This is a genomic window from Spirabiliibacterium falconis (assembly GCF_014885015.1).
In the GTDB taxonomy this organism is placed as follows: domain Bacteria; phylum Pseudomonadota; class Gammaproteobacteria; order Enterobacterales; family Pasteurellaceae; genus Spirabiliibacterium; species Spirabiliibacterium falconis.
In genome coordinates, this window is record NZ_JABMIJ010000011.1 from 1 (window position 1) to 20,631 (window position 20,631).

19 protein-coding genes are annotated in these 20,631 nt (G+C 44.1%); 12 read left to right on the plus strand and 7 right to left on the minus strand.

Annotated features, from left to right (window positions below):
* Positions 1–77: 77 nt before the first annotated feature.
* Positions 78–1,736, minus strand: a complete 1,659-nt coding sequence (locus HPC40_RS06605; protein WP_208118708.1) for a putative transporter — start codon at positions 1,734–1,736, stop codon at positions 78–80.
* 164 nt (positions 1,737–1,900) lie between these two features.
* Here HPC40_RS06605 and HPC40_RS06610 point away from each other — a divergent pair, with 164 nt between their 5' ends.
* The 4 genes from HPC40_RS06610 (at position 1,901) to HPC40_RS06625 (ending at position 6,033) form a co-directional block, all read left to right on the plus strand.
* Positions 1,901–3,700 carry an ABC transporter ATP-binding protein/permease gene (locus HPC40_RS06610; protein WP_208118709.1) on the plus strand — a complete coding sequence of 600 codons (1,800 nt, stop codon included), beginning with the start codon at positions 1,901–1,903 and terminating at the stop codon, positions 3,698–3,700.
* Positions 3,701–3,809: 109 nt separating this feature from the next.
* On the plus strand, positions 3,810–4,139 hold the full coding sequence (locus tag HPC40_RS06615) for a DUF413 domain-containing protein (protein WP_208118710.1): 330 nt from the start codon (positions 3,810–3,812) through the stop codon (positions 4,137–4,139).
* Positions 4,140–4,184: 45 nt separating this feature from the next.
* Positions 4,185–5,285 (plus strand): tRNA (uridine(54)-C5)-methyltransferase TrmA, encoded by a 1,101-nt coding sequence (gene trmA, locus HPC40_RS06620; RefSeq protein ID WP_208118711.1) that lies wholly within the window; start codon positions 4,185–4,187, stop codon positions 5,283–5,285.
* Complete coding sequence (locus HPC40_RS06625; protein ID WP_208118712.1) at positions 5,278–6,033, plus strand: class I SAM-dependent methyltransferase; 756 nt, start codon at positions 5,278–5,280, stop codon at positions 6,031–6,033. The genes trmA and HPC40_RS06625 overlap by 8 nt, the downstream gene beginning before the upstream one ends.
* 28 nt (positions 6,034–6,061) lie before the next feature.
* Here the strand turns inward: HPC40_RS06625 and dapA are convergent, their stop codons facing one another.
* Positions 6,062–6,961, minus strand: a complete 900-nt coding sequence (gene dapA, locus HPC40_RS06630) for a 4-hydroxy-tetrahydrodipicolinate synthase (RefSeq protein WP_208118713.1) — start codon at positions 6,959–6,961, stop codon at positions 6,062–6,064.
* Between the two features lie 179 nt (positions 6,962–7,140).
* On the opposite strand from dapA, the gene bcp reads away from it, so the two are divergent.
* Positions 7,141–7,611: a thioredoxin-dependent thiol peroxidase gene (gene bcp / locus HPC40_RS06635; RefSeq protein ID WP_208118714.1), complete on the plus strand. Its 471-nt coding sequence runs from the start codon at positions 7,141–7,143 to the stop codon at positions 7,609–7,611.
* A gap of 42 nt (positions 7,612–7,653) precedes the next feature.
* On the opposite strand, the gene HPC40_RS06640 is transcribed toward bcp, so the two are convergent.
* Positions 7,654–9,012, minus strand: a complete 1,359-nt coding sequence (locus HPC40_RS06640; RefSeq protein WP_208118715.1) for an MFS transporter — start codon at positions 9,010–9,012, stop codon at positions 7,654–7,656.
* A gap of 92 nt (positions 9,013–9,104) precedes the next feature.
* The gene (locus HPC40_RS06645; protein ID WP_208118716.1) at positions 9,105–10,178 is read right to left on the minus strand and encodes an AI-2E family transporter; all 1,074 of its coding nucleotides are present in this window, start codon (positions 10,176–10,178) and stop codon (positions 9,105–9,107) included.
* 100 nt (positions 10,179–10,278) lie between these two features.
* On the opposite strand from HPC40_RS06645, the gene arsC reads away from it, so the two are divergent.
* Positions 10,279–10,623 (plus strand): arsenate reductase (glutaredoxin), encoded by a 345-nt coding sequence (arsC, locus tag HPC40_RS06650; protein ID WP_208118717.1) that lies wholly within the window; start codon positions 10,279–10,281, stop codon positions 10,621–10,623.
* Here the strand turns inward: arsC and hda are convergent.
* From hda to upp, 3 genes are read right to left on the minus strand one after another with little or no spacing between them, the layout of a single operon-like run.
* Positions 10,618–11,325 (minus strand): DnaA regulatory inactivator Hda, encoded by a 708-nt coding sequence (gene hda, locus HPC40_RS06655; protein WP_235972343.1) that lies wholly within the window; start codon positions 11,323–11,325, stop codon positions 10,618–10,620. The two genes, arsC and hda, sit on opposite strands and share 6 nt — an antisense overlap.
* Positions 11,326–11,330: 5 nt before the next feature.
* A complete protein-coding gene (locus HPC40_RS06660) occupies positions 11,331–12,590 on the minus strand; it encodes a uracil-xanthine permease family protein (RefSeq protein WP_208118718.1) in 1,260 nt (419 codons plus the stop codon).
* The gene (gene upp, locus HPC40_RS06665) at positions 12,590–13,216 is read right to left on the minus strand and encodes a uracil phosphoribosyltransferase (RefSeq protein ID WP_208118719.1); all 627 of its coding nucleotides are present in this window, start codon (positions 13,214–13,216) and stop codon (positions 12,590–12,592) included. Before upp ends, HPC40_RS06660 begins: the two co-directional genes overlap by 1 nt.
* A 226-nt stretch (positions 13,217–13,442) precedes the next feature.
* Between upp and purM the strand changes: the two genes are divergently transcribed.
* The 6 genes from purM (at position 13,443) to leuS (ending at position 20,620) form a co-directional block, all read left to right on the plus strand.
* On the plus strand, positions 13,443–14,480 hold the full coding sequence (gene purM, locus HPC40_RS06670; RefSeq protein WP_208118720.1) for a phosphoribosylformylglycinamidine cyclo-ligase: 1,038 nt from the start codon (positions 13,443–13,445) through the stop codon (positions 14,478–14,480).
* Complete coding sequence (gene purN, locus HPC40_RS06675) at positions 14,481–15,116, plus strand: phosphoribosylglycinamide formyltransferase (protein WP_208118721.1); 636 nt, start codon at positions 14,481–14,483, stop codon at positions 15,114–15,116.
* Between the two features lie 140 nt (positions 15,117–15,256).
* Positions 15,257–16,213 carry a peptidylprolyl isomerase gene (locus HPC40_RS06680; RefSeq protein WP_235972344.1) on the plus strand — a complete coding sequence of 319 codons (957 nt, stop codon included), beginning with the start codon at positions 15,257–15,259 and terminating at the stop codon, positions 16,211–16,213.
* Positions 16,214–16,272: 59 nt separating this feature from the next.
* Positions 16,273–17,097, plus strand: a complete 825-nt coding sequence (gene rsmA / locus HPC40_RS06685; protein WP_208118722.1) for a 16S rRNA (adenine(1518)-N(6)/adenine(1519)-N(6))-dimethyltransferase RsmA — start codon at positions 16,273–16,275, stop codon at positions 17,095–17,097.
* Entirely contained in the window at positions 17,097–17,921 is an 825-nt protein-coding gene (gene apaH, locus HPC40_RS06690; protein ID WP_208118723.1) for a bis(5'-nucleosyl)-tetraphosphatase (symmetrical) ApaH, read from the plus strand. The genes rsmA and apaH overlap by 1 nt, the downstream gene beginning before the upstream one ends.
* A 116-nt stretch (positions 17,922–18,037) precedes the next feature.
* Positions 18,038–20,620: a leucine--tRNA ligase gene (leuS, locus tag HPC40_RS06695; RefSeq protein ID WP_208118724.1), complete on the plus strand. Its 2,583-nt coding sequence runs from the start codon at positions 18,038–18,040 to the stop codon at positions 20,618–20,620.
* Positions 20,621–20,631: the final 11 nt, after the last annotated feature.

Here is a 20,631-nt window from a genome sequence, read left to right on the forward strand (position 1 = left end):
CACTTTTACAATGCAAAGTGTAGTGTGGGATAAAACCGCACTTTACTGCTTTTTACGACAAAGTGCGGTTTACGATATTACGCAAACAACACTAAAACAATGGCGAGTACTTGCGGTGAGATAATCCGCATAAACATAACCAGTGGGTAAACCGTAGCATAGGAAAGGGCGGCAGCTCCACTTTCCTCTTTAATGGCGTTTGCAAAGGCTAATGCGGGTGGATCGGTCATAGAGCCTGCCAGTAAGCCACTTAACGTTAAATAATTCATTTTGCCATATATTCTTGCAATGATGCCTGTGATAAAGAGTGGTACAAATGTGATAAGTGCACCATAGCCCATCCACTCAAGTCCGCTGCCGCTAACCAAGGTATCAACAAAGTGTGCACCAGCTTTTAGCCCTACAATAGACAGGAAGAGCACAATGCCAATTTCACGAAGTGCGAGGTTGGCACTTGGGGGCATAAACCAATAGAGTTTCCCAACACTACCGATACGGGCAAGAATAAGCGCAACAACTAATGGACCGCCCGCTAACCCTAGTTTGAGTGGCACAGGAAAGCCTGGGATCATAATAGGGATTGAGCCGACCAGTACGCCGAGTAAAATCCCGATAAATACGGGTAGCATCTGTACTTGTTGCAGTTTTTGTTGTACGTTTCCAATAACAGAGATTACTGCTTCAATGGCATCTAGCCGTCCAACAAGGTTTAGCACATCCCCGAATTGCAAACTGGTGTTGCTGATGGGAACAAGTTCGATCCCCGCACGGTTTAGGCGTGAGATGACCACTTCGTATTTTTGTTTAAATTTGAGATCACGAATTTTTTTGCCAAGTGCTTGCTCGTTTGTGACAACCACGCGTACTGAACGTAAATCGGTGCCACGAGTGGTAAGTGAAGTTTCAACGACTTCGCCGATAACCAATTGCAAGCGATAGAGATCAGGTTTATCGCCGACAAGGTGCATAATATCGCCATGTAGAACTTCTGTATCCGCGTGAGGAACAATCAGATCATTATTACGTTTAAGGCGAGAGCACACCACATTGCGTGCTTCAAAGCCAGGAATATCGCGAATGCGTAGCCCGTTGATGTTGGGATTACTGACTTTCACATTAAGGCTACTGAGACTTTCTTTGTCGTGCCCAGATTCTTTTTCAAACTGCTCGTGTTCGTGTTCTATTTTAATTTTGAAAAAGGCACGAATGAGCCAAATGGTGAGCAAAATACCGCATATCCCAAATGGGTACGCAATGGCATAGGCCATCCCCATAGTTTCAGTGATGTTTGTCATGCCCAGCTCACTCAAGATCTGTTGCCCAGCCCCAAGTGATGGTGTATTGGTGACCGCTCCTGAAAAGATGCCGAGAATAATTGGCAACTCAATGCCAAATATCAGGTGTAAAATCACGACTAATAACGCACCGAGTAACACAATCATTAGGGCAAATAAATTCAGTTTTAACCCCGATTGACGCAGGGAGGCAAAAAAACCAGGACCTACCTGAATTCCGATGGTATATACAAATAAAATCAAACCAAATTCTTGGATAAAATGAAGCGTATGTGGTTCAAGTGTGAGATTATATTGATAGGTGAAATGCCCTACTAAAATGCCACCAAAGAGTACGCCACCGATACCAATGCCAATTCCTTTAATTTTAAAATGTCCAAGCCAAAGCCCGATCACAGCAACTAAGGAAATTAGGCTTATGGTGATTGCAATATCGCTCATAAGAACTCCTAAATTTTTTGAATAAATGTGAACTGTGATAGATTATACCTGTCTTAGAAAAACAAAAATTTGCCCTAGCCCAAATTTTTAAAAGAAAAATAGGGATTTTTGGCAAAATAAGGTAAGTTAATTAGCATTAATTGATGTGTAGATGATAAAGAAATATGAATTGGCAAAATGAATTATTGGATTCGGGATTTTGGCTAGCAAAAGCCTTTATTGGTAGTGTGTTTTTTTTGATCCTGTTAGGGGTTATATTAGTGCGGTTTACGCAGTGGGGGCGGCAGTTTTGGCATATTGCGGCACAATATCTTAATCCGAGATCCAATTTTGCGGCGATGCTACTTTTTGGCGCAATTTTATTTATGTCATTATTAAATGTCCGTTTGAATGTGGTTATCTCCAATTGGTATAACAAAATGTATGGCTCATTGCAGGATTATCAAGCGGACTTGTTTTGGCATTTAATGTGGGTTTTTGCCGGCTTAGCTACCATTAATGTTGTGCTTGCATTGGTTAATTATTACCTATCTCAACGTTTTATTATCAAGTGGCGTACACAGTTAAACTATCAGTTTGTTGCCCGTTGGTTGGCTAACCGCACTTATTATAAAACCCATTACAGTCATGGCATTTTAGACAACCCCGATCAGCGTATTCAACAAGATGTGCAATCATTTGTTACCACCACCTTAGGGTTTGCGACAGGATTGGTTAGTGCGGTCACCTCAATTATTGCATTTACGATTTTATTATGGGGCTTATCAGGCTCGCTCTCGTTGGGTGGGGTGGATATTCCACATGCCATGGTGTTTTTAACCTACCTTTATGTGCTGGTAACGTCTGTAATGGCATTTCGATTGGGAAGACCACTGATTCAACTGAACTTTTTAAATGAAAAACTCAATGCAAACTTTCGTTATTCCTTGATCCGTGTAAAAGAATATGCTGAAAGCATTGCGTTCTATCGTGGCGAAAAAACGGAAAAAAATCTTCTTACGCAGCAATTTAATGCCGTCATTGGAAATGTGTGGCAGATTGTGTTTAGAACCTTGAAATTTTCAGGCTTTAACCTCATCGTTGGTCAGGCGTCTACAGTATTTCCTTTTTTAATTCAGGCTGGTCGTTTTTTCCAAAAACAAATCTCATTGGGGGATTTGATGCAAACAGGGCAGGTGTTTGGACAGTTGCACTCAAGCCTCTCTTTTTTCCGTAATTCATATGATGATTTTGCCTCATACAGAGCAACATTAGATCGGCTAACGGGCTTTAGTGATGCGATGCAAAGTGCGGAAACCTTAACAATGCCCGAGATTATTCACCAAGGTGAGTGTATTGCGCTAGACAATGTTACCGTATACACCCCTATGCAACGTATGTTGATCAAAAATTTAACATTGACGATTCCAAAATCGGCATGGGTGCTCATTCAAGGGCAATCAGGGGTTGGAAAAACAACCTTATTGCGTAGTTTAGCGGGGCTTTGGGCATTTGCAGAGGGGCAGATTCACGTGCCACGTCATGCGTTATTTTTATCGCAAAAGCCATATTTGCCGCAAGGGCGTTTACTGGATGCCATGTATTATCCTGAGCAAGCACCAGAAAAGACTAATTACGACACGGAAACCGCACTTTTACAGCAAGTGCAGTTAGGGCATTTGTGTGAAAAATTAGTCGTGCATAATGAATGGACGCAGGTCTTATCATTAGGCGAGCAGCAGCGTTTGGCCTTTGCTAGAGCATTATTACAGAAACCCGATGTCATTTATCTTGATGAAGCCAGTGCCAGCATGGATGAAGGCTTGGAAGATGCGATGTATCGCTTATTAAAACACGCCTTGCCACACACAACGGTGGTGAGTGTAGGGCATCGCTCCACCTTAAAAGCATGGCATGAAACGCATTTGACAATTCATGCCGATGGCTCATGGCAGATACACTCATCAGCAGACCGCACTTTATAGCGAATTTAGGCAAAAATACGATGAAAGTGCATGAAATGATGAAAAAAAGGTTGACTTATTTTTCTGGATTGATTTAATGCAAGCGGAAAATTATCTATGAGGAATGATTATGGCAGACAGTTTTAGCGTAACGCGTCGCTTTTTTGATGATAAAAACTATCCACGCGGCTTTTCACGTCATGGTGATTACACTATTCGTGAAGCAGAAACCCTGGAAAAATACGGGCAGGCTTTTATTGAATTGCAACTAGGCAATCGTCAACCGAAAACCAAAGAGGAAAAACAATTTGTTGCGGTGTGTAAAAAAGAGCGCGAACCTGAAACCTTTTTTGAAAAAACATGGGTAAAATACACCTCTCGTATTAATAGCGTAAAACGCGTATATACCTTGTCAGGGCTTGCCGCCGCTGACAGTGTCGGTGATGACTTCACCGAGTAATGTGAAGGCGCATGTCGCGCCTTTTGCTTTTTATTGGATTCCATTATGCCACACAGCTTGCCCACAAGTGAGTATCAAGCTCGCTTAGCCAAAAAACACCAGCAACTACGCGATTTACTCGCGCCATTTCATGCACCCGACATTGAGGTATTTGCCTCTCCCACAGCGCATTTTCGTATGCGTGCTGAGTTTCGGATTTGGCATGATGGCGATGATCTTTACCATATTATGTTTGATAAGGTGCGTGGCGAACGTTATCGCGTGGATCAATTTCCCATTGCCAGCCGCTTAATTAATGCGATGATGACCGCACTTTTGTCTGAACTGAAAGCCAATTTCGTGCTCCGTCAGAAATTGTTTCAAGTTGATTATTTAAGCACGCAAAGCGGGCAAATTGCCGTTAGCTTGCTTTATCATAAAGCGTTGAATGCCGAGTGGGAACAGGCGGCGAGAGAACTTAAAGTGCGGTTGCAAGCGCAAGGTTTTGATATGCAACTTATTGGGCGTGCTCGCAAGCAGAAAATTTGCCTTGATCACGATTGGGTTGATGAAACGTTGTGCGTCAATGGGCGTAATATTCACTATCGCCAAATCGAAAACAGCTTTACTCAGCCGAATGCTGCGATGAATACCCAAATGTTGCAGTGGGCGCAACACTGTACGCGTGACATGCAAGGTGATTTACTTGAACTGTATTGTGGGAATGGCAATTTTTCTATTGCCTTGGCGGCGAATTTTCGTCGGGTACTTGCCACCGAAATTGCGAAATCATCGGTGCAAGCCGCCCAACATAATTTGCATGTTAATGGCATTGATAATGTGCGGATTATCCGTATGTCAGCACAAGAGGTCACGCAAGCCTTGCGTGGTGAACGCACGTTCAACCGTCTGCAAGGTGTGGACTTGAGCGATTACCAATGCCACACGGTATTGGTTGACCCGCCGCGTGCGGGGCTGGATGATGCTACGTTGTCGTTAGTGGCAGATTATCCGCATATTCTGTATATCTCTTGCAATCCGCACACCTTAGTGGATAACCTCACTCACTTGTGCCAAACTCATCGTATCGCGCAAGCAGCGTTGTTTGACCAATTTCCTTACACCGATCATATCGAAACAGGCGTGTGGCTGGTGCAACGTGATTAAGCTATTTTGTGAAAGTGCGGGTAAACAAGCAGAGTTTGACCGCACTTGTACTTGTTTAGGGCTGGAAAATGATGACGACAGCCCTTTGGCATTGGTGCAAACTGCTGAGCATATTGAGCTGCGTAAGCTTGATGAGCCAAAACTCGGTGCCGTGTGGGTGAATTTTACTCAAGGCACGCTGGCACACCGTCGCCAATTTGGTGGCGGGCGAGGGGAGGCGGTAGCCAAAGCGGTAGGGGTGAAACAAGCGTATCTCCCTAGTGTGTTGGATGCCACCGCAGGCTTAGGACGAGATGCGTTTGTGCTGGCATCCATTGGGTGTAAAGTGCGGTTAGTTGAGCGCAACCCTGTGGTATATGCACTATTGCAAGATGGTCTTGCGCGTGCGTATCGTGATGATACCATTGGCATGTGGATGCGTGAGCGAATGCAGCTGTTACCACTTGGATCAATTTTCGAGCAATCGCCTGAGTGTGCTGATGTGGTGTATCTCGATCCGATGTTTCCCCATCGGCAAAAAAGTGCGTTGGTAAAAAAAGAGATGCGCGTATTCCAATCATTGGTCGGCGAAGATGTTGATGCGGATGTGTTATTAAAGCAAAGTGCGGTTTTTGCCCGAAAACGGGTCGTAGTTAAACGCCCAAGCAGTGCGCCTTATTTAGCCAATATCATGCCACAAGGTGAGGTTAAAACGAAAAATCACCGTTTTGATCTTTATTATCCTCAAACCTTATTACAGACAAAATAAAAGCACCTTAAGGTGCTTTTATGGTTTATTAACGAATGAGTCCTGCGTGCTGTAACGCCTCAATCACAACAGGTTGCGCTTCCTCGCTTAGTACCGTGAGTGGCAAGCGAATGTGCAAATTACTGATCAGCCCTAAGCGATGACATGCCCATTTCACAGGGATTGGGTTGGATTCTACAAACAAGTTTTTGTGTAGAGGCATCAGTAATTGGTTGATTTCTTCGGCTTGCTCAAATTCACCAGCAAGCGCGTGCGCACACATTTTTGCCATTTCGCTAGGGGCAACATTACTGGTAACTGAAATGATCCCTTCTGCTCCGTCACGCATGGCAGCAAGTGCGGTTGCATCATCGCCACTAAAAATTAAAAAGTCATCACCAGCAAGTTGTTTGATCAGTTTCACACGTTCCACTTCACCTGTGGCCTCTTTGATGCCAACAATATTCGGTATTTTTGCTAAACGTGCCACTGTTTCAGGTTTAATGTCACTGCCTGTGCGTCCTGGCACATTATAAAGAATTTGTGGTAGATCTGTGCTTTCTGCAATCGCTTTGTAGTGCTGATACATGCCCTCTTGGGTCGGTTTATTGTAGTAAGGGGTAACAGATAAACATCCCGCCACACCGCTACCGTGCAATAATTTGGTCATGGTAATGGCTTCACTGGTGGCATTTGCGCCGGTGCCCGCAATAATAGGAATACGCCCTTTTGCAAATTCAACCGTTTTGATAATGGCTTTAACATTTTCTTCAATGCTCAGTGTGGCCGACTCGCCTGTGGTGCCTACAGATACGATGGCATTTGTACCCGCATCAATATGAAAATTGACTAATGACTCTAATTCTTCATAATTTACATCGCCTGCTTCGGTCATTGGGGTAACCAATGCGACAATGCTGCCTGAAAATAACGGTTGCTGTGCCGACATAATCTTCTCCTGTAACGCTTTTCTTTTTCGTCATTATTAATTAATAACGTTAGCTTGCCAAATTTAGCACAGTTTGCAAGTGCTTTTTTTAAATCTTCCTGTTTTTTTGCAAAAAAATCATGCGCCATTTACAATCATAGTGTTTATGCCATCAAAAAATGTGATAAGAGGAATATTTTATGGTCGCTCCACTTGCAAAAGGAACACTTGCACCGGCGTTTAGCCTGCTTGATCAGCATGAAAATCAGGTTAGCTTGAGCCAATTTAAAGGGCAAAAAGTGCTGGTGTATTTTTATCCGAAAGCACTTACACCCGGTTGTACAACGCAGGCATGTGATCTGCGTGATAGCCAAGCTGAATTGGCAAAGTGCGGTTTGACGGTGCTGGGTATCAGCCCTGATAGCCCTGAAAAACTCGCCCGCTTTGAGGAGAAAAAACAGCTTAATTTTACCCTGCTCTCAGACCCTGACCACAAAGTGGCGGACGCTTATGGCGTGTGGGGCGAGAAGAAATTTATGGGAAAAACCTTTGATGGTATCCATCGCATCAGTTTTTTGATCGACGAAAATGGCACCATCGCGCATGTGTTTGACAAATTTAAAACGAAAGATCACGCGCGCATTGTGCTGGATTTTTTACAATCATGCTGACTGCACTTTGTAGTAAAAAAGGGCATGAAGCCCTTTTTCTTGTTATGCGTTTTGTTGTAAACGTTGCGCTTTGGCGTGTTCGAGTTTGAGTACGCCACGATGGGTCATGTAACAGCAGAAAATGCAGCCCGCGACGGCAAAAAGTAGCAAATAAAAACCTGCGTCCCAGCCGAAATTTTTGGCTAAAATACCAAAAAGTGCGGTGCCTGAGAAACTGCCTAACACATAGCTGAGAAAGCCACGTAAGCCAGTGGCTGAGCCTGCCGCGAATGATGGCACAAGTTCGATGGTTTGCAATGATGATAAGAACATCGGTACATAAATTAAGCAGCCAATAATGCCAGCACCAAGGGTAACGACGCCGAGGCTACTGCCGCCCCAGTAGGCAAACATGGCAAGCCCGACACCGACTAAGGTGAGCATGGCTAGTGGCATACGGCGACCTTTGAAGTAGGTATCTGTAATCCAGCCAGCTAATAGGGTTGATGGAATGGCTGCCCATTCAAAAATGGCAAATGCGGCGGACATTTCTCCTTTGGTAAACCCTTTGGTTTCCAGCAAATACAGTGGCAACCATGTTAGCACTCCAAACCGGATCATATAGGTAAATACATCAATGAACGAGACAAACCACACATTGATGTCTTTCAAAATATAGTTTTTAAAAATATACCATGATGAATAACCACTGGTGTCTTCTTTGCGTACCACCAATTCTTCGTCTTCGTTATGTAAAATATCTACTAATGGCGGTAATCCTTCGTTGTAGGTTTTGCCTGCACCAAAGAGGTAGAAAATTAACGCCACGATAAAGACAATAATTACAGGAATGATAAAATTTGCTGCTTGCCAATGTTCTGTGCCAAGATAGGCCATGGCACCACCTGCGATAGGTGCAATCAAGCCGCCACTGACATTATGGGAGATGTTGAACATAGCTGTTGTAACACCACGTGATTGGCGAGGAAACCAGTTTGCTAATACGACATACGCAGGTCCTGCACCCATGCCTTGAAATAGACCATTGAGCAACACCAAAATAAAAAACATCCAAAATGCGGTGCTAAATCCCATCATTAAATTCACTAATGCTGAGAGTACCAACCCGCAGATCATAAACAGTTTCGGGTTGGCTTTATCCGCTAAGACACTCATAAAGCCTTTACTGAGCCCATAGATAATCAGCATTGCACCCGATAAAAAACCAATATCTGCTTTGTCAAAGTGGTATTCGCTAATAAGATATGGGGTGGAGAGAATAAAGTTATTGCGTACGATATAATAGGCCGCATAACCGATAAAAATACCGAATAGTGCTCGCCATTTCAAGCGATTATACTCAGCTAAAATATGTTCTGGTGCAACAGGTTTGCCTGGTCGAGATTTTAACAATCCAATCATAAATGATCCTTCATTGTAATTATTTATTGTAAAAATAAAAAAGCACCACTTAGCGAGGTGCTTGTGAAAGTGCGGTTAACCGCACTTTATTATTAAAGAGCTGGGGTATCTACATCTTCATTTGAAGGCCATGCGTTAAGCACCGCTTTCACCAGCGTTGCTAGCGGAATGGCGAAGAAAATTCCCCAAAGCCCCCATAACCCGCCGAAAATTAACACGGCGAGAATAATAATGAGGGGGTGCAAATTCACCGCCTCACTAAACAGTAACGGCACGAGCAGATTGCCGTCGAGAATTTGAATAATAACGTATCCCGTCACTAAGTAACCAAATGTGGAGCTTATTCCAAATTGTGCTACTGCAATCAAGATAATTGGAATGGTAATCAACACTGCGCCAACGTAAGGAATTAATACGGACAATCCAACGCCAACAGACAGTAGCAAAGGATAACGTAATCCAAAGCTGAGTAGCAAAATATAGGTTACGCAGCCAACAACTAACATTTCCACTAGTTTTCCGCGGATATATTTTGAAATTTGCCCTTGCATTTCACGCCAGACTTGAGAGGCTAAAGTGCGGTTACGTGGTAAAAATCGCATTGCTCCGTTGATTAATTGCTCTTTGTCTGTGATCAGGAAAAAGACCATCAGTGGCACCAAAAAGGCATAAATGCCAATCGTAACCAAACTAACAAGCGAGGAAATTGAATATTTTAACGCAGATTCCCCCATCGCTAAGATTTTAGTGCGTATGGTTGAGATGATGGAATCTAGCATTTGATAATCCACCAGTGCTGGGTAGTTTTCAGGCAATGTGAGTATCCAACTGTGTAGCTGATTTATCATATCAGGTAAATCTTGCATCATGGAAATAGTTTGGTTCCAAAGGCGTGGCAAGATGACAATAAAAATAAAAATTACAATGGCAATAAACACTAATAGTGTGATACTGATGGCGACAATACGCGGCAATTTTAAGTGCTTGGCAATAAAATTAATAGGCGTTTCAAGCAAATAGGCGAAAACCAATGCAATCAAGAGCGGTGCGATAATGTCGCTGAAAAAGTAAATCGCAAGAAAACCAAACAATAAAATGGCGAGCAGTCCCATTGCTTGTGGATCGCTAAAGCGTCGCTTATACCATTTTTGAAACATCTCGAACATAGGCTTTCCTTGTCAATTCATCACTGTGATTGATTATAACAACTTATTGACACGATGAAAGATTAAATCTATTTTGATGATAAAAAAGTAGGAGATGATGATGGCAATTATAATATTACATAACCCGCGTTGTTCAAAAAGCCGTGCGACACTGGCATTGTTAGAGTCTCAAGGGATAACCCCAGAGATAGAGCTTTATCAAGAACAACAGTATCAAACACAGGATATTCTTGCCATAGCGAAGAAATTGGGCATAGATGATGTGCGTGCCATGATGCGCACCAAAGATGAGCTGTACCGCACTTTGAATCTGAGCGAGGCAACGCAAGAGGCGTTATTAACAGCGATTGTGGCTCACCCACAACTGTTGGAGCGTCCGATAGTCATTCATGGTGAACGAGCTTGCATTGGTCGTCCACCTGAAAATGTACTGGCTATTTTATAATGCGAGTTTGTCTTTCAAAAAGGGAATGGTCAAGTTCCCTTTTTGGGCTTCGAGGGTATCGTGCTCAAGTTTATTGAGGGTGAGAAACAGATTTTTAAGATCACGGTCATGGCGTTTAAGTAAAAATTGTGCGGCATCATCGTTAAGAATTAAGCCTCGGGCAAACGCACGTTGTTGTAAAATGTGCATTTTTTGTTCATCGCTGAGCGGTTTTAATTGATACACCTCGCCCCAAATCAAGCGAGAACGTAAATCGGGCAGCTCCAGCGAAAGTTCTGAAATGGGCGCATTTGCACTGATAATCAGTTCACCTTGCTGGCGTTCGTTAATCCGATTATATAAATCAAACACCGCCCGTTCCCAGTGAGGATTGCCTGCAATAGCGTGCAAATCATCAAGGCAAACCAAATCCTGATATTCAAGGTTATGTAACAAGTCTGGCGAGAGTTTGCACAGTGTGTCGAGTGGCAGAAAGCTCGCCGCACCGCCATGTTGCGTGATTTCATCACAACAGGCTTTGAGCAAATGGCTTTTTCCTACACTTTTTTGCCCAAAAATAAAGTAAAAGTGCGGTTGTGGTTGTGCGAGGTGCGTATGCAAGCTGGCGAGTAACAACGGATTGTTCTCGCCGTTAAAGTAGTCAAAAGTATGTTCATCAACCGATTGAATCGGTAATGGAATTTGACGCATTGTGCCGTGCATAAGACTTATTCGACCGCACTTTGGCTTTTATCTTTTGGCAAAATCAGGTGCATGAGTACGGCGATAATCGCACAGAGACTAATCCCTTTTAGTGATACTTCCCCCATGTTGACCATCATTCCGCCGATACCAAACGTAAGCACGACCGAGATAATGCACAGATTGCGAGGTTCAGAAACGTTAACCTGTGCTTTAATGAGCGTGCTCATTCCGACTACTGCGATAGAACCGAATACTAACATCATAATGCCGCCCATCACCACGGTTGGAATGGTGGCAAGCAGTGCCCCTACTTTACCACAAAATGAAATAGCAATTGCCCAACAGGCGGCCCAAGTCATAATTTTCGGATTGAAATTGCGTGTGAGCATAACTGCCCCTGTGACCTCCGCATAGGTGGTATTGGGTGGACCGCCTAAGAAGGCTGCGGTCGAAGTGGCGATACCATCACCGAGTAAAGTGCGGTGCAATCCTGGGGTGCGTAGAAAATCTTTGCCAGTGACTGAGCTAATTGCCATAATGCCGCCAACATGCTCAATTGCGGGAGCGATAGCAATAGGAAGAAGATAGAAAATCGCTTCCAATTTAAAAGACGGCGTTGTCAGTGTTGGCAGGCTGAACCACGGGGCATCAAAGACAGGTTGAAAATCAATTAATCCGTAGAAAAGTGCGGTGCAATAGCCCACGACAATGCCGAACATAATAGGAATTAGGCGCATCAACCCTTTTGCAAACACGGCAACCACCAATGTGGTGATAAGCGTTATCATTGAAATCACAATGGCATGTTCGTAAGGAAACAGTTGTGCACCGTCGCCACCACGCCCCATCGCCATATTCACTGCCAGCGGCGCAAGCCCCATACCGATAATGATAATAATAGGACCAACCACCACAGGCGGGAAAATGCGTTGTAGAATTTCTGCACCTTTTAATTTCACTAAAAAGCTCAGTGCCACATAAACGAGACCTGCACACATCAAGCCTCCCATCGTGACCGATAATCCCCATGTGGCAATGCCATATTGCATTGGTGCGATGAACGCAAATGAAGATGCTAAGAAAATGGGCACTTGGCGACGTGTACACAGTTGAAACAAGAGCGTTCCAACGCCAGCTGTTAAAAGTGCGGTATTGCTATCAAGTCCAACAATGAGTGGTACAAGTACTAATGCACCAAAGGCAACAAATAGCATTTGCAAGCCCACAAAAGCCTGCTTGATTGGGTGCTGAGTTGGTTCTGAGGTGAGGGTTTGTGTGTGCATTATTTCGTCCCCAAAATTTTATCGCCAGCGTCACCTAGCCCTGGAATGATGTAGCCGTTTTCATTTAAGTGATCATCAATGGAGGCGGTATAAAGTTCCACATCTGGATGGGCTTGTTCAAGGGCTTTTATCCCTTCGGGTGCCGCCACAAGCACAAGCACTTTAATATGTTGGCAGCCGTTTTGTTTGAGTAAATCGATCGTTGCAACCATTGAACCACCCGTAGCGAGCATTGGGTCTACTACAATCGCCATGCGTTCGTCTAAATCGCCCGCTAATTTTTGGAAATAAGGTACAGGTTCTAAGGTTTCTTCATTGCGATACATCCCCACAACACTAATGCGTGCACTTGGGATGTGTTCTAATACACCGTCCATCATACCAAGCCCCGCCCGCAAAATTGGGACGACAGTCACTTTTTTTCCCTTGATACGCTCTACCTCAACAGGACCATTCCAGCCATCGATAATCACGGTTTCTGTTTCCAGATCTGAGGTGGCTTCATAGGTTAGCAAGCTGCCGACTTCAGTGGCTAAATCACGAAAGTCTTTCGTGTTAATCTCAGCGGCACGCATAAGACCTAATTTATGTTTAATCAAAGGATGATTGACTTGCACTAGTTTCATATTGCACTCCTTAAATGTTATCCGTGCAATTTTAAAACATTGCCCGTGTAATTAATAGCTTTTTGTGCGGCTGCCATACATTCTTTGCTTTACTGTATAAACACAATATTTTCAGCAAAATTGAACGATTTTTATCGCTTAAATTTTGACTAGCTGGTACAATTTGAACGGATCTCTCTTGTTGAACACAAGAGCCTCTTGGACTATGTAATAACAGGAAATTGTCGTGGAAAAAGAAACATTAAGCTACAAAGATGCAGGTGTGGACATTAATGCAGGTAATGATTTAGTTGAGCGAATTAAAGCCGACGTAAAACGTACCCGTCGCCCTGAGGTGATGGGGGGCTTGGGCGGCTTTGGTGCCTTGTGCGCTATTCCTGCTGAATATAAAGAGCCGATTTTGGTGTCTGGCACAGATGGTGTTGGTACCAAACTTCGCCTTGCCATTGACTGCAAAAAACATGACACCATTGGGATTGATTTGGTGGCTATGTGCGTCAACGACCTTGTGGTGCAAGGGGCGCAACCGCTCTTTTTCCTCGATTATTACGCCACGGGTAAACTTGAGGTGGATGTAGCCGCCGATGTAGTGAAAGGTATTGCAGATGGTTGCGTGCAATCAGGCTGTGCGTTAGTCGGTGGCGAAACCGCTGAAATGCCGGGAATGTATCACGCAGGTGATTACGATTTGGCTGGCTTTTGCGTTGGTGTGGTAGAAAAAAGTGACATTATTGAGCCCTCTCGTGTACGCGTGGGCGATAAATTGATCGCCCTAGCATCAAGTGGTCCACACTCGAATGGTTATTCATTGATTCGCAAAGTGCTAGAACGCAGTGGGGCAAATCCAACCCATGATAAACTTGGCGATAAAACCTTGGCAGAGCACTTACTCGCACCAACAAAAATTTACGTCAAATCGATTTTGCAATTAATTAAACGTGTAGATGTGCATGCCATCGCGCATCTTACGGGTGGTGGCTTTTGGGAAAATATTCCACGGGTGTTGCCAGCGCATGTACAAGCGATTATTGATGAAAAAAGTTGGCAGTGGGGTGAGGTGTTTGCGTGGCTCCAACGTGAGGGCAACATTGAACGCCATGAAATGTATCGCACCTTCAATTGCGGCGTGGGTATGGTGGTGGCTCTGCCTGAACAGGATGTGGAAACCGCACTTGCACTTTTACAGCAATCAGGCGAGCGTGCTTGGCTCATCGGTGAGATTGCACAACGTGCTGAAAATGCACCGCAGGTGGTGATGGCTTAAATGCAGATTGCCGTGTTACTTTCGGGATATGGCGAAACGTTGCAAGCCATTATTGATGCACAAAAGTGCGGTCAGCTCGACGCTCAGATTGCTTGCGTGATCAGTGATCGTGAAAATGCCTTTGGGTTGAAGCGCGCGCAGGATGCTGGCATTGCAAGCACGGTGATTCGCCCACAAGATTTTGCCGATAAATCTGCGTTTGAACAGGCACTGATTGCTGTTTTAGTCCAGCATAACGTGCAACTGGTTGTGCTTGCTGGCTTTATGCGCGTGCTATCGCCAACCTTTACTACCTATTTTGCTGGACGCATTTTGAACATTCACCCGTCTTTATTACCAAAGTTTAAAGGGTTGAACACGCATCAACGTGCGATTGAGGCAGGAGAACATGAACACGGCACAAGCGTCCATTTTGTTGACGATACCCTTGACGGTGGTGCCGTGATTTTACAAGCGAAAGTGCCGATTTTTCCCAATGACAGTGCCGAAGACGTTGCGCAACGGGTCAAGCAGCAAGAGCGGCGAATTTATCCGCTTGTCATCAAGTGGTTTGCCCAAGGACGCTTGGTTTTAAACAACCAATGTGCGGTACTCGATGGCAGGGTGCTAGGGAGCGCAGGCTATGCGAGTGAATAGCATAAGATGACAGCGTGCACAGAATGTTTTAGAATGTCTTTGGCGATTTATCACGCAATTAAACGCCATAAATGCCTTTTAATGGAATTTTTTGGCTAAATCAGGTTCTAATAATGTATCGTAATAAAGAGATTAAATAGATGAATTTAACCAAAATGAAAAATAAGTTGATGACATTAACCGCACTTTTGGGTGCATTATTAGTTGCTCACCCGATTATGGCGGCAGAAACTGTGGTCGCAACGGTAGATGGCGAACCCATTTTATCAGGGCAGGTTAAAAAAGCCCTTGGCAAACGTGCCAATACCCCTGCGAATCGCAGTAAAGCACTCGATGATGTGATCGATGATATACTCGTACAAAAAGCCATTAAGAATTCGGGCGTGGTTGTAACCAGTGCTGATGTGGATAGAGTTGTGCAAAGTATTGCTGATCAAAATGGCATCACGTGGGGGCAACTGCTTGATGCGTTAGATTATCAAGGGATTAATTATCATCAATATCGTAACCAAATTCGTCATCAGTTATTGATGGGGCAAGTGCGTCAACACAGCATTGGCAAAAGTATTGATATTGATCGTGACCAAGTGCTTGCGTTAGGTAAAAAAATGCAGCAGGAGGCACAAGCTAAAGGGAATTTGCATAAAGCGACGGCAACAGAATACCGCGTGAGCCATATTTTATTAAAAACCAATCCGATATTAACGGATGCGAAAGCAAAAGCGCAACTTAATCAACTACGTAGCGATATTCTAGCGAAAAAAATCAGCTTTGAAGCGGCGGCTAAACAATATTCTAAAGACTATCTTTCAGGCTATAAAGGCGGGGATTTAGGTTTCGCCTTCCCAGAAAGTTATGTCGGGGAATTTGCACAAAAAGTGCGGTCAAGCAAACAAGGTGTGATCAGTGCCCCGTTTAAAACGGAATTTGGCTGGCACATTTTGAAAGTGACTGATTCGCGTAAAGGCGATCGGACAGAGCAGTACTACCAGCAAAAAGCCTATGAAAATTTGATAAATCGCCAAGCACAGGAAGCGGCGAATAATTGGGTAAAAGCCTTGCGTAAAAACGCAGATATTAAGATAATGCAACAGTAATTTTGACATCCAACAAAATCCCGCTTGGTCGGGATTTTGTTTATTGTAGATATGAGAATATGAACGGAAAAACACATTTAGGGCATACGGCACGTAAGCGTTTTGGACAGAATTTTTTACACGATACCCACGTCATTGAAAATATTGTCGCCGCCATTGCACCACAAGTTGGGCAGGCGTTAGTAGAAATTGGACCAGGGCTTGGCGCATTGACAGAGCCCGTGTGCGAGCGAATAGATCACCTTACCGTCATTGAACTGGATCGTGATTTAGCACACAGATTGCGTCACCATCCGTTTTTACATCAAAAATTAAATGTGATTGAGTCGGATGCCATGCAAATTGATTTTACCGCACTTTGTCAGCAGCTTGGGCAGCCATTGCGGGTGTTTGGTAACCTCCCCTATAACATATCGACTCCGTTAATGTTTCATCTGTTTGGTTTTAGCCATGCAATTGCGGATATGCATTTTATGTTGCAAAAAGAGGTGGTTAAACGCCTTGCCGCTGCACCAAATAGTAAAGCCTATGGTCGCTTGAGTGTCATGGCACAATATTATTGCCAAGTCATTCCTGTATTAGAAGTACCGCCGAGTGCATTTAAACCCGCACCCAAAGTGGATTCTGCGGTGGTTAGGCTTATTCCGCACCGCACTTTACCACATGTTGCCAAAGATAGCGTATGGCTTAATCGCGTTTGCTCTGCCGCCTTTGGGCAACGACGTAAAACGTTGCGTAACGCGTTGAGTCATCTCATTTCAGCCGAACAGCTCGCAGATCTCGGTATTCCTGATAATGCCCGCGCAGAGAATTTGACCATCGCTGACTTTGTCTGTTTGGCAAATTTCTTGGCGGATAATCCGCCGACATCGGAGACAGTATAATGGCAACCTATTTGGTGGGTGATCTGCAAGGTTGTTATGATGAACTTGCTCGCTTATTAGATAAAGTGCGGTTTGATCAAAGCCGTGATGAATTATGGCTCGTGGGCGATTTGGTCGCCCGTGGTGATAAATCGCTGGAATGTTTACGGCTGGTGAAAAGCTTGGGTGAAGCAGGTAAAACTGTGCTGGGCAATCACGATTTGCACCTGCTTGCAACCGCACTTGGTATTAAAAAAATTAAGCCTAAAGACAACGTTGATGCCATTTTCACCGCCCCCGATATGCCTGACTTGATGGATTGGCTGCGCACCCAACCGCTATTGCGTGAGCATAAAGAATTTGGCTTTTTACTTTGCCATGCGGGCATCAGCCCTGATTGGGATTTATCAACAGCGCGTTCCTGTGCGCGTGAGGTAGAGGCGGTGCTACAAAGTGATGATTATCGCACATTACTGGAAAATATGTATGCCGATGTGCCTGATAAATGGTGTGCGTCATTGCAGGGGATTGCACGTTGGCGTTATATTCTCAATGCCTACACACGCATGCGTTTTTGTTATCGTGATCATCGGCTAGATATGGTCTGTAAAGCACCGTTAGAGCAGGCTCCGAGAGAACTGGTAGCATGGTATCAACTGGATAATCCGCTTTATCAACAATACGCGATAGTGTTTGGGCACTGGGCAAGTTTGGTTGGCGTTTCTACCCCAAAAAATATTTATGCCCTTGATACAGGGTGCGTATGGGGCAATTATATGACACTTTTGCGTTGGGAAGACAAAGCCTATTTCCACCAAAATGCACTAAAAAATTATTGCACATAGGCGCAGAATTGCGTGAGAAGTGCTATTTTTTACCGGCATTTTACGCTATTCTATTAGCATTCCATTTTTCGTATTTTTAACCGCCAAAGTGCGGTTTTTTTCACAAGGTGATCGTTATGCAACAACAGTACAGTCCTGAACAGATTGAAGCACAAGTACAGGATTATTGGCAAAAAAATAATGTCTTTAAAGCCACCGTTGACCCTACCAAAGAAAAATATTACTGCTTATCCATGTTTCCTTATCCTTCTGGGCGGTTACACATGGGGCATGTGCGTAATTACACGATTGGCGATGTGATTGCACGTTTTCAGCGCATGAATGGTAAAAATGTGTTGCAGCCAATTGGTTGGGACGCATTTGGTATGCCAGCAGAAAATGCCGCCATTAAACATAAAACAGCACCAGCCGCTTGGACATATGAAAATATAGCATATATGAAGCAGCAGTTGAAAATGCTTGGCTTTGGTTATGACTGGGATCGTGAAATTACCACCTGTCGCCCAGAGTATTACAAATGGGAACAGTGGTTTTTTACTGAATTGTATAAAAAAGGTCTGGTGTATAAAAAAACGTCAGTAGTCAACTGGTGCCCGAATGATGAAACGGTGCTTGCGAATGAGCAAGTGGATGAAGGACGTTGTTGGCGTTGTGACACGCCAGTGGTACAAAAAGAAATTCCGCAATGGTTTATAAAAATTACGGATTATGCAGATCAATTGCTTACGGGGCTTGATCACTTGCCAAACTGGCCTGATCAAGTGAAAAGTATGCAACGCAATTGGATTGGGCGGTCAGAAGGCGTTGAGATCAGCTTTAAAGTTGATGGCAGTGATGATGTTGTAGATGTGTACACAACACGTGCAGACACCTTATTTGGTGTTTCTTATCTGGCAATCGCAGCTGCACATCCATTAGCACAAAAAGCAGCACAGCATAATCCTGCACTGGCAGCCTTTATTGAAGAGAGCAAAAATACCAAAGTGGCGGAGGCCGATCTCGCTACGATGGAGAAAAAAGGCATGGCAACAGGCATTCATGTAATTCATCCTATAACGGGTGAAAAAATACCTGTTTGGGTTGCTAATTTTGTATTAATGCATTATGGCACAGGGGCTGTAATGTCAGTACCGGCTCATGATCAACGTGACTATGAATTTGCAAAAAAATACGGTTTAGTCTTAAAACCTGTCATTTTAAATAGTGAAGGGCAAGCTCCAGACTTGACAGAAAAAGCCTATGGAGAGCATGGATACTTATTTAACTCAGGTCAGTTTGATGGGCTTGATTTTGAGCAGGCCCTTAATGCTATTACAAGTGAACTTGAAAAGTGCGGTCAGGGAAAACGCCAAACTAACTACCGCTTGCGTGATTGGGGCGTTTCTCGTCAACGTTATTGGGGAACACCTATTCCTATGTTGACGCTAGATAATGGCGAAGTTGTGCCAGTTCCATTAGCAGATTTGCCCGTAGAATTGCCTGAAGATGTGGTGATGAATGGTGTGCAAAGCCCAATTAAAGCTGACCCAACGTGGGCTCAGACCACATTAGATGGTCAACGTGCGGTGCGTGAAACGGATACATTTGATACCTTTATGGAGTCATCTTGGTATTATGCTCGCTATACGTGCCCGCACTTTGAGCAAGGTATGCTCAACCCTGAAGAGGCAAACTATTGGCTACCAGTGGATCAATATATTGGTGGAATTGAACACGCTACGATGCACTTGCTCTATTTCCGTTTTTTCCATAAATTGCTACGTGATGCTAAATTGCTAAATTGTGATGAGCCAGTGGAAAAATTACTCTGTCAAGGAATGGTGCTGGCAGATGCGTATTATTATATTTCGCCAAAAGGTGAAAAAATCTGGGTCTCACCAACGAAAGCGATTGTGGAGCGAGACGAGAAAGGGCGCATTATCAAAGCCTTTGATGATGAGGGCAATGAATTAGTGCATGCCGGCATGACCAAAATGTCAAAATCCAAAAACAACGGGATTGATCCACAAGAAATGGTGGAAAAATACGGGGCAGATACGGTGCGTTTATTTATGATGTTCGCCTCACCTGCTGAGATGACATTGGAATGGCAAGAGGCAAGTGTTGAAGGGGCGCACCGCTTCTTGCGTCGCTTGTGGAATCTGACGTATGACTATCTACAAAGCCCAGCGCAAACCGCACTTGATGTTGCCCAGTTAAACAAAGCGCAAAAAGAGTTGCGACGTGATTTACATAAAACGATTGCCAAAGTGAGTGATGATATTGGTCGCCGTCAAACCTTTAATACAGCCATTGCCGCGATCATGGAATTGATGAATAAGCTCACTAAAGCACCGTTAACGCAAGAACAAGATAAAGCCTTAATGGCAGAAGCATTAAGTGCGGTTATTCGTATGCTTTACCCGATTACACCGCACATTTGCTTTACATTATGGCAAGCACTTGGTAATCAAGATACTATCGATTTCGCCCCTTGGGTAAAAGCGGACGAAAAAGCGATGGTGGATGATGAGAAATTGATCGTGGTGCAAGTCAACGGCAAAGTGCGGGCAAAAATCACGGTTGCTGCCGAGGCAAGTGAAGAGGAAATCAAAGCCATTGCACAAGCCGATGAAAATGTGAGTCGTCATCTTGAGGGCTTAACGATTAATAAAGTGATTTATGTGCCGGCAAAATTATTGAGTTTTGTGGCGAAATAAACAAAAGGGCG

Excerpts from the sequence above, each read along its gene's own strand:
- HPC40_RS06605 (WP_208118708.1), bottom strand. The coding sequence starts at position 1,736 with ATGAGCGATATTGCAATCACCATAAGCCTAATTTCCTTAGTTGCTGTG.
- HPC40_RS06610 (WP_208118709.1), top strand. The coding sequence starts at position 1,901 with ATGAATTGGCAAAATGAATTATTGGATTCGGGATTTTGGCTAGCAAAA.
- HPC40_RS06615 (WP_208118710.1), top strand. The coding sequence starts at position 3,810 with ATGGCAGACAGTTTTAGCGTAACGCGTCGCTTTTTTGATGATAAAAAC.
- trmA (WP_208118711.1), top strand. The coding sequence starts at position 4,185 with ATGCCACACAGCTTGCCCACAAGTGAGTATCAAGCTCGCTTAGCCAAA.
- dapA (WP_208118713.1), bottom strand. The coding sequence starts at position 6,961 with ATGTCGGCACAGCAACCGTTATTTTCAGGCAGCATTGTCGCATTGGTT.
- bcp (WP_208118714.1), top strand. The coding sequence starts at position 7,141 with ATGGTCGCTCCACTTGCAAAAGGAACACTTGCACCGGCGTTTAGCCTG.
- HPC40_RS06640 (WP_208118715.1), bottom strand. The coding sequence starts at position 9,012 with ATGATTGGATTGTTAAAATCTCGACCAGGCAAACCTGTTGCACCAGAA.
- HPC40_RS06645 (WP_208118716.1), bottom strand. The coding sequence starts at position 10,178 with ATGTTCGAGATGTTTCAAAAATGGTATAAGCGACGCTTTAGCGATCCA.
- arsC (WP_208118717.1), top strand. The coding sequence starts at position 10,279 with ATGGCAATTATAATATTACATAACCCGCGTTGTTCAAAAAGCCGTGCG.
- hda (WP_235972343.1), bottom strand. The coding sequence starts at position 11,325 with ATGCACGGCACAATGCGTCAAATTCCATTACCGATTCAATCGGTTGAT.
- HPC40_RS06660 (WP_208118718.1), bottom strand. The coding sequence starts at position 12,590 with ATGCACACACAAACCCTCACCTCAGAACCAACTCAGCACCCAATCAAG.
- upp (WP_208118719.1), bottom strand. The coding sequence starts at position 13,216 with ATGAAACTAGTGCAAGTCAATCATCCTTTGATTAAACATAAATTAGGT.
- purN (WP_208118721.1), top strand. The coding sequence starts at position 14,481 with ATGCAGATTGCCGTGTTACTTTCGGGATATGGCGAAACGTTGCAAGCC.
- HPC40_RS06680 (WP_235972344.1), top strand. The coding sequence starts at position 15,257 with ATGAATTTAACCAAAATGAAAAATAAGTTGATGACATTAACCGCACTT.
- rsmA (WP_208118722.1), top strand. The coding sequence starts at position 16,273 with ATGAACGGAAAAACACATTTAGGGCATACGGCACGTAAGCGTTTTGGA.
- apaH (WP_208118723.1), top strand. The coding sequence starts at position 17,097 with ATGGCAACCTATTTGGTGGGTGATCTGCAAGGTTGTTATGATGAACTT.
- leuS (WP_208118724.1), top strand. The coding sequence starts at position 18,038 with ATGCAACAACAGTACAGTCCTGAACAGATTGAAGCACAAGTACAGGAT.